This window comes from Pinibacter soli, from assembly GCF_029961145.1.
Classification (GTDB): Bacteria; Bacteroidota; Bacteroidia; order Chitinophagales; family Chitinophagaceae; genus Pinibacter; species Pinibacter soli.
This window is the reverse complement of sequence record NZ_JASBRG010000001.1, coordinates 471,515-485,751: the sequence shown is the minus strand read 5'-3', so window position 1 is coordinate 485,751 and position 14,237 is coordinate 471,515. Positions and strand designations below refer to the sequence as shown.

The 14,237-nt window shown below is 39.7% G+C and carries 13 protein-coding genes; 12 read left to right on the top strand and 1 reads right to left on the bottom strand.

The window, feature by feature from the left end; genetic code table 11:
- Positions 1-204: 204 nt before the first annotated feature.
- The 6 genes from QJ048_RS01875 (at position 205) to QJ048_RS01850 (ending at position 7,253) form a co-directional block, all read left to right on the top strand.
- On the top strand, positions 205-1,230 hold the full coding sequence (locus tag QJ048_RS01875; protein WP_217791636.1) for a rod shape-determining protein: 1,026 nt from the start codon (positions 205-207) through the stop codon (positions 1,228-1,230).
- Between the two features lie 107 nt (positions 1,231-1,337).
- The gene (mreC, locus tag QJ048_RS01870; RefSeq protein ID WP_282332629.1) at positions 1,338-2,189 is read left to right on the top strand and encodes a rod shape-determining protein MreC; all 852 of its coding nucleotides are present in this window, start codon (positions 1,338-1,340) and stop codon (positions 2,187-2,189) included.
- On the top strand, positions 2,186-2,719 hold the full coding sequence (locus tag QJ048_RS01865; RefSeq protein WP_282332628.1) for a rod shape-determining protein MreD: 534 nt from the start codon (positions 2,186-2,188) through the stop codon (positions 2,717-2,719). Before mreC ends, QJ048_RS01865 begins: the two co-directional genes overlap by 4 nt.
- 176 nt (positions 2,720-2,895) lie before the next feature.
- Positions 2,896-5,025, top strand: a complete 2,130-nt coding sequence (gene mrdA, locus QJ048_RS01860) for a penicillin-binding protein 2 (protein WP_282332627.1) — start codon at positions 2,896-2,898, stop codon at positions 5,023-5,025.
- The gene (gene rodA, locus QJ048_RS01855) at positions 5,012-6,355 is read left to right on the top strand and encodes a rod shape-determining protein RodA (protein WP_282332626.1); all 1,344 of its coding nucleotides are present in this window, start codon (positions 5,012-5,014) and stop codon (positions 6,353-6,355) included. The genes mrdA and rodA overlap by 14 nt, the downstream gene beginning before the upstream one ends.
- Before the next feature lie 154 nt (positions 6,356-6,509).
- On the top strand, positions 6,510-7,253 hold the full coding sequence (locus tag QJ048_RS01850) for an MBL fold metallo-hydrolase (RefSeq protein WP_282332625.1): 744 nt from the start codon (positions 6,510-6,512) through the stop codon (positions 7,251-7,253).
- A 157-nt stretch (positions 7,254-7,410) separates the two neighbouring features.
- Here QJ048_RS01850 and QJ048_RS01845 read toward each other — a convergent pair whose 3' ends face one another.
- Positions 7,411-8,208 (bottom strand): 5'-nucleotidase, lipoprotein e(P4) family, encoded by a 798-nt coding sequence (locus QJ048_RS01845; RefSeq protein ID WP_282332624.1) that lies wholly within the window; start codon positions 8,206-8,208, stop codon positions 7,411-7,413.
- A gap of 213 nt (positions 8,209-8,421) precedes the next feature.
- Between QJ048_RS01845 and QJ048_RS01840 the strand changes: the two genes are divergently transcribed.
- The 6 genes from QJ048_RS01840 (at position 8,422) to QJ048_RS01815 (ending at position 14,234) form a co-directional block, all read left to right on the top strand.
- Positions 8,422-8,826, top strand: a complete 405-nt coding sequence (locus QJ048_RS01840; protein ID WP_282332623.1) for a lipocalin-like domain-containing protein — start codon at positions 8,422-8,424, stop codon at positions 8,824-8,826.
- 36 nt (positions 8,827-8,862) lie between these two features.
- Positions 8,863-9,921 (top strand): C39 family peptidase, encoded by a 1,059-nt coding sequence (locus QJ048_RS01835; RefSeq protein ID WP_282332622.1) that lies wholly within the window; start codon positions 8,863-8,865, stop codon positions 9,919-9,921.
- A 120-nt stretch (positions 9,922-10,041) separates the two neighbouring features.
- Complete coding sequence (locus QJ048_RS01830; RefSeq protein ID WP_282332621.1) at positions 10,042-10,860, top strand: hypothetical protein; 819 nt, start codon at positions 10,042-10,044, stop codon at positions 10,858-10,860.
- Positions 10,861-10,874: 14 nt separating this feature from the next.
- Positions 10,875-11,405, top strand: coding sequence for a hypothetical protein (locus tag QJ048_RS01825; protein ID WP_282332620.1), 531 nt, complete (start codon positions 10,875-10,877; stop codon positions 11,403-11,405).
- 45 nt (positions 11,406-11,450) lie between these two features.
- The gene (locus tag QJ048_RS01820; RefSeq protein WP_282332619.1) at positions 11,451-11,993 is read left to right on the top strand and encodes a hypothetical protein; all 543 of its coding nucleotides are present in this window, start codon (positions 11,451-11,453) and stop codon (positions 11,991-11,993) included.
- Positions 11,994-12,056: 63 nt separating this feature from the next.
- The gene (locus QJ048_RS01815) at positions 12,057-14,234 is read left to right on the top strand and encodes a peptidase domain-containing ABC transporter (RefSeq protein WP_282332618.1); all 2,178 of its coding nucleotides are present in this window, start codon (positions 12,057-12,059) and stop codon (positions 14,232-14,234) included.
- Positions 14,235-14,237 lie beyond the last annotated feature (3 nt).

Below are 14,237 nucleotides of genomic sequence, written 5' to 3'. Positions count from 1 at the left end.
AAATTCGAAAGCCAGGCATCAAAAAATGTTAGCACCCTTGTATTTTCATTTTGCTTATCTTGCTAAAGAATCATGATGAAATCGCAAACCGCTTTGCTTTTAAAATAAAAAATGATTAGAAGCAAAGCGGTTTTGCTTTGTCAATCGAATTATTTGCATCAAATTTGCATGCGTTATTCTTTTCAAAATTCTGACTCTTAAAACATGGGCCTTTTTAATTTTTTTACACAGGAAATAGCAATAGATCTGGGTACTGCAAATACCCTTATCATTCACAACGATGAAGTGGTAGTAAACGAGCCTTCAATTGTTGCGCTGGACAGGAATAACCCTAAGAACGTTCTCGCGGTAGGCAAAAGGGCCCTGATGATGCACGAAAAAACGCATGAAAGCATCCGCACTATTCGTCCGCTGAAAGATGGCGTAATCGCTGACTTCAACGCGGCAGAATTAATGCTCCGTGAAATGATCAAGATGGTTTATCCCAAAAAACCGATCTTTTCACCAAGCTGGAGAATGATGATTTGCATTCCTTCAAGCATTACAGAGGTTGAGAAACGTGCGGTGCGTGACAGTGCTGAGCAAGCAGGCGCAAAGGAAGTTTATCTGCTGCATGAGCCAATGGCTGCTGCACTCGGTATTGGTATCGATGTAGAAGAGCCCGTTGGTAACATGATCATCGATATAGGCGGTGGTACCACAGGTATTACCGTAATCGCTTTGGCCGGTATCGTTTGTGATCAAAGTATCCGTATCGCCGGTGATGAATTTACGGCCGACATTATGGAAGCGCTTCGCCGCTACCACAGCTTGCTGATTGGTGAGCGTACTGCCGAGCAGATCAAAATTCAGATCGGTGCCGCAATGAAAGATCTTGAAAATCCGCCGGATGATTTGCCTGTAAACGGTCGTGACCTTGTAACAGGTATTCCAAAACAAATTATGGTAAGCTACCAGGAAATTGCAGAAGCGCTTGATAAATCCATTTTCAAAATAGAAGAAGCGATTTTGAAAGCACTCGAAACAACGCCTCCGGAGCTGGCTTCAGATATTTATCGCCGCGGTCTGTACCTGACAGGTGGTGGTGCCCTGCTACGCGGTCTTGATAAAAGACTTGCTCAAAAAATTAAGTTGCCTGTACACATTGCAGATGATCCGTTAAAGAGTGTTGTTCGCGGTACAGGTATAGCTTTAAAACACTACGATCGCTACCCATTTGTAATGAGATAAAAATCAGGAATTAGGAATTAGGAGTTAGGAATCAGAACATCGTTTATAGTCTTGTTCCTTCCTAATCTCTAATTCCTAATTTCTAATTCCTAATTTCTTCCCCCCATATGCGTAATATTTTTCTGTTCATTAGGAGGTACTCCAACTTTTTACTGTTCCTGGTGCTACAGATAATTGCATTATCCTTTCTTTTTCGTTTCAACAAATATCATGAGGCCGTTTTCAACGGTTTTTCAAATGAGGTAACCGGCAGGGTTAGCCAGAAATACAATAGCGTGGAATACTATTTCCAGCTTAAGAAAACCAATGAGGCGCTTGTTCATGAAAATCTTGAGTTGCGCAAGATGCTCAGGGAAAACTACGAAAGCTACGATATCACAAAGAAAATAGTAGTAGATTCTATAAGAGTAGACAGTATTCTTAAATATCAGAAATATCAATATTACGAAGCCAAAGTGGTGGGTAATTTTGTTACTACACAAACCAATTACTTCATGCTGCACCGGGGCGCTAAGCAGGGCCTTCATGCAGACATGGGCGTGATAGGGTCGCAGGGAATTGTAGGACGCATAGTCAATGTGAGCGAAAACTTCTCAACGGTTATGAGCGTGCTGAATCGCCAGTTTAAAGTAGATGCTAAATTGAAAAAGAGTGGCGACCGTGGCCGCGTAGAATGGGATGGTGCCAGTCCGCAATATATTTTCCTTAAAAACATTCCTAAGAGCGCTCCGATAGCTAAAGGCGATTCTGTGCTTACAAGTGATCTGTCGTCCATTTTTCCGCCAAATATTATGATTGGAACAGTAGCGGAAATTGTAAATGACGCAAGTAGTAACTTTTATACATTAAAATTAAAGACAGCTACCAACTTTTCGAGCGTCCAATTCGTCAATGTAGTGGAAAACTTGCAGCTCGATGAACGTAAAGCTTTGGAAGAGGCAACACAAAAAAATCAATGAGTACAACGCTTAAAAATATTATCAGGTTTGTGCTGTTTATACTAGTCCAGGTATTTGTACTGCATAAGGTGCCACCTTTGCATGAATACATTGTGCCCTACGTTTATTTCCTTTACGTTTTGTGGTTGCCTTTCAAAACGTCGAGAGCAGCATTGATGTTTATCGCATTTTTATTTGGCCTGACACTTGATTACTTTCTGAAATGTCCTGGTCTTCACGCAGCAGCATGTGTTTTGATCGCATATATAAGACCGTTCCTTATTAATATTTTGATCTCGCAGGAAGGAGCAGACACAAACTATTCGTCTCCTTCCATCACAAGTATGGGCTGGGCTCCTTATGCAACCTATGTGGTGATTTTGACACTTATTCACAATATCTACCTGGTATTGCTGGAATGGTTGCAGTTTGGAAACTTCCTTTATTTCCTTGGAAAAATTCTGGCCACTACCGCAATGAGCCTGTTGTTAATCGTTATAGCAGAATTGCTTTTTAACCGGAAAGAAAAGTTTAGAACGAATACGGTATAATTGAAAATTGAAAGTTGAAAGTGGAAAATGAGGTTTTTTGTTTGATGCCCAACCAGGGCGAGATGTTCAATGCGCGGCGTCTTACTTAAAACTCATAACTCACAACTTTTACCGGACAAAAAAATAATAACTGCGCTAAGTTTATAACAGACCAAACCTTCATTTACCTTTGTTATATGTCCGTGTTTAACCAGTCCAGAAGCACAATAATCCGCTTAATTTTCTTAGGTATATTTATCATCATAATTGCACAGCTGATGAACTTGCAACTGTTTTCAGGCAAGTACAAGCAGCTCGCATTTAACAATGCCGTTTTCGCAAAAGTGGTATATCCAAGTCGTGGAATTATTTACGATCGTAAAGGAAAAGCAATCCTCAACAATACTATCATGTACGACCTGGTGGTAACGCCCAACCAGGTAAAGAACGTAGATACATTACTGCTTTGCATGCTGTTGCAGATTGATACAGCAGAGTTTAACCGTCGAATGATAGAGGCCAAATTTAAAAACGGTCGCTATCGCCCGTCTGTGTTTAGAGACCTTTTGCCTGCAGATATGTATGCGAAACTTGATGAAAACATGTGGAAGTTTCCGGGCTTCGATTTGGTAGAAAGACCAGTACGCGTTTATCCCTTCAACACAGGTGCACAGGTTCTCGGCTACATTGGCGAGGCGGATTCTAATATCATCAAACGCTCCAATGGATTTTACAGGCTTGGTGACTATGTGGGAAGAAGCGGTCTTGAACAGTATTATGAAAGTACTTTGATGGGAAGACGTGGTGTGCAATACATGATCAAAGACAATAAGAACAGGCTCGTAGGCAGATATGAAAACGGCATTTATGACACGGCAGCAGTTGCGGGGAAAAATCTGCGCACTTATATAGATGTGGAAGTACAGCAGCTTGCAGAAAAGCTAATGAAAAATAAAATCGGCGCCATCGTAGCAATCGAGCCAAAAACCGGAGGTATTATTTCAATGGTGTCCGGTCCTGATTTTGACCCTAACTTATTAACCGGTCCCGAGAAAAGATTTAACTACGGCAAGTTGGTTATGGATGCAAGTAAGCCTTTGTACAACAGAGCGATCAAGGGTCAGTATCCACCGGGCTCTACATACAAACCACTTGAAGCACTTATAGGACTTGATGAAGGAGTGATCACTCCAAGAAGCGGCATCGCTTGCTCCGGTGCTTATTACGGATGTAACAGACCCGTAAAGTGTACTGAGCATTGGGCCGGCCATGCGGCAAACCTAAGACTGGCGATTGCGCACTCGTGTAACTCATTTTTCTCAAATGCGTTCAGATTGATCGTTGATAATCCTGAATACCATAATCCACGCATCGGGTTGACGAAATGGAAAACATATGCAAATGCGTTCGGGTACGGCCACAGAACCGGCGTTGATTTGCCAAGTGAAGACGGTGGTAACATTCCTGATACAACCCAATATGATAAGGAGTACAGAGGTTCCTGGAATTCTTGTACAATGGTTACAATAGGAATTGGCCAGGATAAAATGACCACGACTCCCCTGCAGATCGCCAATGCCATTTGTATCGTTGCGAATAAAGGATATTATTACACGCCACACTTCGTGAAAACCTTTGATGGCGAAACGCAGGAAGACACTGTGCTGAGCAAGTATCGCAGGCAGCATGAGGTGCTGACACACATTTCTGACAGTGCATATAATACCGTAATCGGCGGCATGAATGATGTAACCATCGTAGGTACAGCTGCACGAATTCCTAAAATACCAGGTATTGACATTTGTGCAAAAACAGGTACTGCTGAAAACTATAAAATTCTTGATGGAAAGAGGATCAAATTAAAGGACCACTCAGTGTTTGTTTGCTTTGCACCGAGAGACAATCCAAAGATTGCGGTGTCTGTAATTGTTGAGAACGGAGGTTTCGGTGCTACATGGGCCGGTCCGATGGCATATCTGTTGGTTGAAAAATACCTCACCGATAGTTTGCGTGCAGACAGGAAACTGGAAGCAGATCGTATTTCCAACGCCAATCTCTTGCCATCTTATTTACCACGTGAGCAGTACATACTGGATTCCATTAGTGCCTGGGGGCGTTTTTCGCTCACAAAAGACAGCAACCTTATTCGTAAATATCTGAAAGGAGGGTATAGACCTCCGGTTATAGATACTGCAACGAAAAAGGCACCAGTTAAACCACAACCTAAGAAGGACAACCCTTTACCCGTAACACAAGTGAATCCTATGATGGAGCCAGAGAAAACCAATTATCCAAAATCCTCAAACCGCCGCAATGAATCAGCATAATCCCGAAATATCAAAAGGTATAGATTGGTTGCTGGTATGGTTGTTCATCATACTTTCTGGCATTGGCATCATGAGTATTTTCGCGGCTACCTATCGTGAAGGAGACAATGTATTGCAAAGCTTTCTTTCTTTTAAGACAGATTACAGCAGGCAAACGTTATTCTTTGGTATTGCAAGTGTTCTCGCGGTTTTTATTCTGCTAACAGACAGTAAATTTTTTACCGCCACCGCAAACCTTTGGTATGCTGCGGGCATGTTCTTGCTGTTGCTTGTATTTCCATTTCACACAAATATTAAGGGAACAGAATCTATTATAAAAATTGGTGGCGCATTTCAGCTGCAACCAGCCGATGTGTGTAAAGTCTTTGTGAGCCTCGCCCTGGCAAAATATCTGTCGCGTGTGGAAACGGATTTCTCTAAGACACAATCACAACTAATTGCCGCAGCCATCGCGCTTGTGCCGGGATTCATTTCCATCGCACAACACGAAACAGGGTTGGCTCTTGTATATTTTTCATTCTTCCTGGTAATGTTCCGTGAAGGCTTGCCTGCAGGCATTTTGATTATTGGGTTCTCTGCTGCGGTACTAGTAGTAGCAACCTTGCTCATGGAGCCTAATACACTGGCGATCATCTTAACAGTCATTGCATTGTTATGCATTTATATAATGAGGAGGCAGATCAAACGTAGACGCAGATTGCTGTTTCTCATCATTGGCATTTGGGTGGTATGCGTGGGCGTGCAACGCTTTGCCGTGCCATTCATGTTTGATCATGTGTTTAAACCTTACCAGGTAAAACGTATTTACGATACGATCGGTAAAGAGTACGTACCGAAAAACGCCGAAGACATTGCTGACCTCGAAGCAAACGGAACAAAGAAAAAAGACGACGGCGACTACAACGTGCGGCAAAGCAAAATTGCCATTGGCAGTGGTGGCTTGATTGGAAAAGGTTTATTGAAAGGTACACAAACGAGATACGATTTCGTTCCCGAACAGCGAACAGATTTTATTTTCTGCACCATTGGTGAAGGCTTTGGATTCCTTGGAAGCTTTGTATTGCTCGGGTTGTATTTCTTGTTATTGATGCGGATAGTAACCATTGCAGAGCGACAGCGAAGTGTTTTCAGCCGCGCCTATGCTTACGGCGTGGCCTCCGTTATATTCTTCCATATTGCTATCAACGTGTGCATGACCATTGGTCTTGCACCGGTAATTGGTATTCCATTGCCATTCATTAGTTATGGAGGAACATCATTGCTTACCTTTACAATTCTGTTATTCATTCTCATTCGTCTTGATGCCGACAGGCAGATGGTTTTGAGGTAATTGAAAATTGTAGGGGCGTATCGCATACGCCCAATTTAAAATTGAAAATGGGTTGTAGGGGCGAATTGCATTCGCCCTTGATCGAAAAACGTGAAAGCTGAAAACGAATTAGCGATTAAGAACTATCTGATTCCTGATTCATAATTCCTAATTAATGAAAGTAATACCACTATCAGAGGGGAGTTTTTCCATAGATAAAACAAAGCTTTTTGTGCCGTTTGATACGGAAAGTGATGATCTGCAAAAGCGTGCAGTAGGGAGTTTGCTCGTTGAAGTACAACCGTTCGTTGTCATTACTTCAGAAGACGTTTTGTTGCTCGATGCAGGCTTGGGTTTTGAGAAAGATGGCAGATTACAATTGCATCAAAACCTTGCCAATGTGGGCATTAATCCATCCGATGTTACAAAGGTATTGATGTCGCACTTACACAAGGACCATGCAGGCGGCATTAGTCGTAACATTGGCAACGATAACTCGAGAGAATTAAGCTTCCCCAATGCCACTTATTACATTCAAAAGAAAGAGTTCGAATACGCATTTGAAAAAGGGATACCTTCCTATTTAACCGAAGACTTCGACTGTTTAAAGCTGTCATCCAATGTAAAGTGGCTCGATGGTGATGGCGTGATCGACAGTTATATCAAATATCATGTAACTGGTGCGCATTGCCCGTTTCACCAGGTGTTTTGGATCGTTGACGGCGGCGAGACAGTTTTCTTTGGAGCAGATGTAGCGCCACAACTTCAGCAAATGAAAAGTAAGTTCGTGGCCAAATACGATTACGACGGAAAACTTTGTATGGAACTCAGGCAAAAATGGTGGCAACAAGGCAACGACGAAGGCTGGACATTTTTGTTTTACCATGATGTGAAAACGCCGGTATACAGCAACAAATAAATACAGGAACGCAGATTGTCATGATTTGTTATGATTTTTTTATTTGAAGCTTAGGCTATTCGACATGCGCTTCGCTAACATGTCGAATAGCAACTAATTTCAAATTTACAAAGACAGGCATTTTTCACAGCTAAGACAAGGCAATGCCTCGTCTCTCTCAAAATCCCTTCACATTCGCTCTTACTACCGAATCTTTTTGGGCAGGAGATAATTTGTAATTGTAATTATACAAAGCGCCTTCCCAATCTCCGTAGGATGGATTAGGCAGGACAATAAATCGTTTGCCAAACTCTTGGGCACTTATAAAGGTATTTGTATTACGTTCATCCAGACTTTTCTTATCAAACAAAACGCTGAAATCGCCAAGATTATCACCCAATAAAAGGATGATATCATGCGTTTGCAAAACAGTTTGCCTTCTTGATTCCTTGCTGGAAGAGCTGCCCGGTTGGCGCATTATCAAATGCGCATCATCCGCAAAGGGGAATCCGAATTGTTGAAGATTCTTTAATGTGCCGGCTCTTTCCTTTTCCTCACGATTGGTGATATAAAAAACCTCTACATTTTTTGAAGCCGCATATTTAAAGAATCCAAGCGCACCGGCAAGTGTGTCTGCCTGTCCAAGTGAGGTCCACTCACTCCATGTTGCCGCCTCATAGTCTCTGGCATTTAAAGATTGCTTAGCAGCATAAGGACTGTTGTCCAAAAACGTTTCGTCGATATCCGTAACAACTGCTTTCGGCTTTCCAGCAGCTTGTAAAGATTGATCCAATCTCAACTGAGCGATATTATAAGCCTGGTAGCAAAGCGCCTTGTATTCTGCCGCTTTTTGCTGGTAAACAGATGCCCAGAGTTTGCCATCGATAACAATTGACGAAGAAGTCGTAGACTGTGTACGTTTCGACGGAGAGCATGCTGCAGCCAACGCAACTAATATGAACAAGTATTTTCGCATATCCCTAAAGTTTGAAACAAAGGTATTTTTAATTTGAAATTTTGGGCGACCAGAGAGAAAAATACCCTTTTTAAGCCTCTTTAAAAAGTCCCTTTTCAACAAAAAAATGGCATTTTTATAAATGCCTGCATTGGATTTTGAATATATCTTCATTAGCTCATAAGAGCTGGAATTCAAATTCTTCAAAAGCCATAATCTTAAAAGCGATACCATATGAATAAGCTTCTATTGCGTGTTTTTGTCGTCTCTGCAATACTTTGCTCTTGCAATGAAAGAGTAAATACAAGTCAGCAAACTGACGTTATAATCTCTCCTGATGATTCTGCACATCTCGATAAACAATCCTTAACAGGTCGATGGGCAGAGCCTATTCCCGGTAACGAAAAAGAAATACAGGGGTTTGAGCTTTTATCCGACAGCTCCGCAAAATCTATCAATAGTGCCACGTTGATATATACCAAGTGGTGGGCAGCTTCTGACAGTCTTCATCTTGTAAGTAAAAGTATAGGTAATCATACTGAAGGTATAGATACGATGGCTTATAAGATTATTTCGCTTACTAAGGACAGCCTTATTTTAAAAGACGGTGAGGTAGTGCTGCGATATAAAAGAAGCTAGATTTTTTACACATTAATCAAAATATAAAATTTAAGTATGAGGAAAACACAAAAACTGAGTTTTGGGGAACTTCAGGTTAATCTTACAAAAGAAGACATGAAGAGTAAAAAGGGAGGCAACCTTTTTGTTTATACTAATAATGGATTGGTGGCAGCGGTTGGCTCTATGGACAATTTTAATGGTGAGGCAGCGGGATATTTTGGTAAATATATTGATGGCTTTTATGCCGCTGTGGCTGCGTATGGGCAGGACGCCTGCCTTGGAGTGGGCTTCGAAGATATGGAAGACATTGTATTGGGCTCCAGGGTTGGGGGTATTACCAGTGGATATGATTCAATTCAGGCATCTGAGGCCAGTAATGATTTGAAAGGCCTTGGCTGGAGCCAAAAAACCTATGTGGAAGATATGTTGAATGCGGCGTTGGAAATGAATATTGATCCAACATATTTGTTTAATGCGTTAGATGATGCTAGTAACTATGGGCAAAGTTATGACTACGCATGGATGTATGGAGATTTATGGCAAAAGGGTATTGAAGATGGGATGAAAAACAGTTCAGGCTATTTTAACGATGCGATGGGGTTTTATAGTGCAAATGCTCATCAAATGCCGGACGCTTTTTCTTATTTCTCTTCTGTTCCCATTCCTGTTCAGGATGGCGAAAGTTGCGTGGAAACAAATATGAGCTATGCCTCAGCGCTATTAGGACATTCAATTGATGTACAGAAGATAACTGACTGGGTGGAAGCTAATACCAGCAGTACAGATGTAATAAACAGCGGAACAAACACCAGTAGCGGCGAGTATAACACTATCATTGGTCATTTTTTTAACTATCAGGATATAAGCGGCGCGGGCGATATTATGAAAGCGTTGGATAATAACCAGCCTGTTTTAGCTATCATACCTAATTACTACCATTCAGGAGTGGGACATGAAATTACTTTTACAAGTTACACCAAGGACGCGAATGGTAATCCCACATTTTCATACGCCAATACGATGACTGGAAGAATGGATACAATGTCACTTCAGTCTCTTAATTCTGGAGCCGTAGCCGCGTATTCGATAAAAATTCTTACATCAGTTAAATGAAATTAGTAAATGAATATTATTGTAGAGACTTTTTGTATGCTGTTCTACTTTAATCTATTAGCTATTGGGCAAAACTGAGGCTCTGCAATATTTTAAATGATGAATATCTAACCACTAATTATGAGCATGTATAAATATTTTTTGGCACTTAGTTTAATCGTCAGTCAATCTTTTTGCTTTGGGCAAGCTAATCGCAATCGGGATACTTCGTATTCACAACTGCAGAATAAAATAGGAGGAACCTATGTTGGCAGCTTGGATACAGAGAAGGATACAACCTATTTTTATGAATCGATTACTTTTAAATATGGCACCGACTCTTTTTTCTATTGGAATAATTCAAAATGGCTTATTGACCAGACTGCCGGGTTTGGGAAAGGTACATATAAAATATCTGGTAAAAAACTGTACCTGAATTTTGAAAATTCCGATGTCGTCCCTGCTCTAAAAACAAGAGTTAACATTATTAAACAAAAAAGTAGTAGGGATTCGAATAAAATAATCACTGTTCAAGGAATGGACAGTAGCGGGCTTAAGGCGATCAATTATATATCTGCAGTTTTATTAAACAAAAATAGAGACACGGTATATCGGCACTCATTAGATTCCCACGGAGGTCAACACACTTTTATGTTAAAGGATAGTGATTTTCCTGTTACCGGTCAAGCGATTTATATAGGTTGTAAACCTTGTTCTTTTACTATTGAGAAATCTGAAAGCTATAATGTAAATATATGTTTTCAGCCATATCAATACGCCGAACTATGTAATGGTGAAAAGTGGGAATATGATATTTTGGACTTCCCGTTTTCCGCGGGGGCAACATTTTTGGAAGTCCGTTTATCAGGGGAGTTTCCTGCTTCTCATCCTAAAACACTCGTCTTGTCGTCATATCAAAAGGCTTCCGACAATCGAACACAAAAAATAATGATAAGATAAGCTCCATTATTTATATGAGACAACTAATAACATTAACACTGCTACTATGTGCAACAAATATATTTGGGCAGATTACAAACAGTAAAGTAAGTGGCGTTATAATTGCCGGTAGCGATACTGTTTTAAGGGTTGAATATTTTAAAAAGCAACCTTTAAAACCCAATACTAAATTCTTTATAAATAATGTATTAGTTGACGAATACATTGTAGGAGATTTAGAACCAGAGCTTATCAGTAATGTCGATGTTAATAATAATCAGGTGCACGTTAACACAAAAAATGATTGGCTTCACAAGCCCATCACATTAACAGCATTAAAAGCTAAGGTTACTAATTTGCCTGATACTGCCGCTGTTCTTTTTATGCTTCACGGAAGAATTATCAATGACGATTATGATAAATACATTGTCAATGAAAAGCTTTTCTCAAAAATGATTGTAGAACCAATGGATCACACAAATAAAGCCAACAATATTACCGTCATTTGCTTATTAACACCAGCAGAAGAAAGGGCTTGGAACGAAAAGTATATGATTATACGGTAATCTTTTTAGAATTGAATGTTTAAGCAAAACTATCAAATCACTATTATGAAACAAACCTTAACTCTAATACTTGCTTTTTTTGTAACAAACTCTTTTGGACAAAAGATCACTGGGGACAAAACGCGGGTTGTTATTAAAGGAAGTGAAAAAGTAGGTACAACATTGGAAGTGCATTACGGGGAAAGATTTTTGAAAAATCCCGATGTCGAGTTTTACCTCGATAATAAACGAATTGACGAATCCCTTGTCAGTACTATACCCAGAGATGTACTTGATAGTATTCACGTAGCGCCGGGTAACAAAATGTTTTTTTATAGTATAAACAGGAACTACAATCCCCGGATCATTTCTTTAAATGCCTTAAAGCAAAAGTATACTAAGCTTTCGGACAGTACTGTGGTTTTTTTTGTCATTGACAATCAAATTGTGAATGAAGACTATCGCAAATTTCTTGTGGATGAAAATAATCTCTTAAGAATAATTATTGATCCAATGTACAGAGCAAACAAGGCTGACGTAACCATGATTAGCGTGTTTACTAAGACGAAGGAGAATATTGAAAAGTTCTGCACTTTAAGAATACGTTGATATGCTCAAATACTTACCTATTGAACAACAACAATAACTCAACACTGGCGAAATTCTTTCTAAATGTTTCACTTTCCTCATGAATACCAACTTGACAGCAAAGATTGTGGCCCGGCTTGTGTTAAGATCATCTCTAAATTTTATGGGCAATTTTACAGCTTGCCGTATTTGCGTGACCTATGCAATATTGGCACAGAAGGGGTAAGTCTTCTAGACATTTGTAATGCCTGTGAAATTATTGGTTTAAAAACAAAGTGCATTCAACTGTCATTTGATGATTTCAAGGTAATGCCGCTCCCATCTATTGTACATTGGAAGAGCAATCATTTTATTGTTGTTTATAAAATTACCAAAAGTCATGTAAAGGTTTCCGATCCCGGAAGAGGACTACTGAAATACACTATTGCAGAATTTAAAAGAGATTGGATAGACGCCGATGGAGCTGTTGGAACAGTCATTGCCATAGAGCCTATGGCAGATTTCAGCCAGCGACACAAAAATTCCAAAATAGAGCGGCGTAAAACATTTGAAAATTTTTTGAGTTATTTTACGCCGTATCGAAAAAGCTTCGCCAATCTTTTGATTGTAATGTTGCTGGCTACTTTATTGCAAGGGGTTTTACCGTTTATATCAAAGTCTGTTATTGACGTAGGCATTCAAGCCAACGATATTACGTTCATTAACATGATGCTGATTGCAAATATTACAATCATCGTGTGCACGCTTTTATGCACCATAACACAGAATTGGATATTAATGCATATTACCTCACGCGTCAATATTTCTATAATTTCTGATTACCTGATAAAATTAATGAAGCTGCCAATCACCTTTTTCGAAAACAAGTTAATAGGTGACATTTTGCAAAGAGCACAGGATCATGATCGCATCAGGCAGTTCATGATGAACAACTCTTTGAACTTCCTTTTTTCAACACTTACGTTCTTTATATTCGGTATCATCTTATTGTTCTATAATTTTTATTTATGTCTTATTTATCTCACCGGTAGTGCACTCTTTATTTTCTGGGTATTGTTTTTTATGCGGCTACGAAAAAAACTGGATTGGGAGTATTTTGAAGCAAATACAAAAAATCAAAGTTATTGGGTAGAGGCCATTGGCAATGTGCAGGATATTAAGATCAATAACTACGAAAAGCAAAAGCGTTGGAAGTGGGAAGATATACAGGTACAACTCTATAAAATAAGCCGTAAAGTGCAAACCGTCACTAATCTCCAGAACACCGGTGCTCAGTTTATTAATCAGCTTACCAATTTGGGTATTACCTTCTTCTGTGCAAATGCAGTAATAAACGGCCAAATAACATTTGGGGTAATGATTTCTTCTCAATTTATTATTGGAATGCTCAATGCTCCTGTAATGCAATTCATATCATTTATTCAGAATTATCAATATGCAAAAATTAGCTTTTTAAGATTAAATGAAATTCATCAGCTAGAGGAAGAAGAAGAGGAGGTTGTAAACAATAAAATTGAATTGTCGGAGACACGAAACTTGCTCCTTCGAAATGTCTCATTCCAATATGGTAAGACGGGAGACTTTGTAATAAAAAATGTTTCTCTCATCATTCCGCAGGGAAAAGTTACCGCCATTGTAGGCGATAGCGGCAGTGGCAAAACGACTTTGCTAAAATTGATCTTGCGGTTATACAAACCCACACATGGAAATATCACTATTGGCAATTTGAACATTCAAAACATTAACCTTAGGCAGTGGCGCGATATCTGCGGCGCAGTAATGCAGGATGGAAAAATGTTTAACGATACGATTTTGAATAATATCGTTTTGGACGATGAAAATATTGACTACAGCCGTTTAAAGAATGCCGTTACGACTGCAAACATTGCAACTGAAATAGAAGCCTTGCCCAAGGGCTATCAAACAATAATGGGTGAAATGGGAAAGGGCTTAAGCGGGGGCCAAAAACAACGCATTTTGATAGCCAGAGCTCTATATAAAAATCCTGATTATTTATTTTTTGATGAAGCTACTAACGCGTTGGATGCGATCAATGAACAAAAAATAGTAATGGCATTGGACTCGATTTTTAAAGATAAAACGGTGATGGTTGTTGCCCACCGCCTGAGTACAATTCAGAAGGCTGACCAAATTATTGTAATGAAAAGTGGAACCGTGGTGGAAGTAGGCAATCATCAATCTTTAATGCAAAGAAAAGAAGGTCATTATTATCAATTAGTAAAAGCACAGATGGGAGGATGACTT

What these genes read in the sequence shown, in the direction of transcription:
- QJ048_RS01875 (WP_217791636.1), top strand. Translation starts at nt 205, where the DNA reads ATGGGCCTTTTTAATTTTTTTACACAGGAAATAGCAATAGATCTGGGT.
- QJ048_RS01820 (WP_282332619.1), top strand. Translation starts at nt 11,451, where the DNA reads ATGAAACAAACCTTAACTCTAATACTTGCTTTTTTTGTAACAAACTCT.
- rodA (WP_282332626.1), top strand. Translation starts at nt 5,012, where the DNA reads ATGAATCAGCATAATCCCGAAATATCAAAAGGTATAGATTGGTTGCTG.
- mreC (WP_282332629.1), top strand. Translation starts at nt 1,338, where the DNA reads ATGCGTAATATTTTTCTGTTCATTAGGAGGTACTCCAACTTTTTACTG.
- QJ048_RS01865 (WP_282332628.1), top strand. Translation starts at nt 2,186, where the DNA reads ATGAGTACAACGCTTAAAAATATTATCAGGTTTGTGCTGTTTATACTA.
- QJ048_RS01840 (WP_282332623.1), top strand. Translation starts at nt 8,422, where the DNA reads ATGAATAAGCTTCTATTGCGTGTTTTTGTCGTCTCTGCAATACTTTGC.
- QJ048_RS01815 (WP_282332618.1), top strand. Translation starts at nt 12,057, where the DNA reads ATGTTTCACTTTCCTCATGAATACCAACTTGACAGCAAAGATTGTGGC.
- QJ048_RS01850 (WP_282332625.1), top strand. Translation starts at nt 6,510, where the DNA reads ATGAAAGTAATACCACTATCAGAGGGGAGTTTTTCCATAGATAAAACA.
- QJ048_RS01845 (WP_282332624.1), bottom strand. Translation starts at nt 8,208, where the DNA reads ATGCGAAAATACTTGTTCATATTAGTTGCGTTGGCTGCAGCATGCTCT.
- mrdA (WP_282332627.1), top strand. Translation starts at nt 2,896, where the DNA reads ATGTCCGTGTTTAACCAGTCCAGAAGCACAATAATCCGCTTAATTTTC.
- QJ048_RS01825 (WP_282332620.1), top strand. Translation starts at nt 10,875, where the DNA reads ATGAGACAACTAATAACATTAACACTGCTACTATGTGCAACAAATATA.
- QJ048_RS01830 (WP_282332621.1), top strand. Translation starts at nt 10,042, where the DNA reads ATGAGCATGTATAAATATTTTTTGGCACTTAGTTTAATCGTCAGTCAA.
- QJ048_RS01835 (WP_282332622.1), top strand. Translation starts at nt 8,863, where the DNA reads ATGAGGAAAACACAAAAACTGAGTTTTGGGGAACTTCAGGTTAATCTT.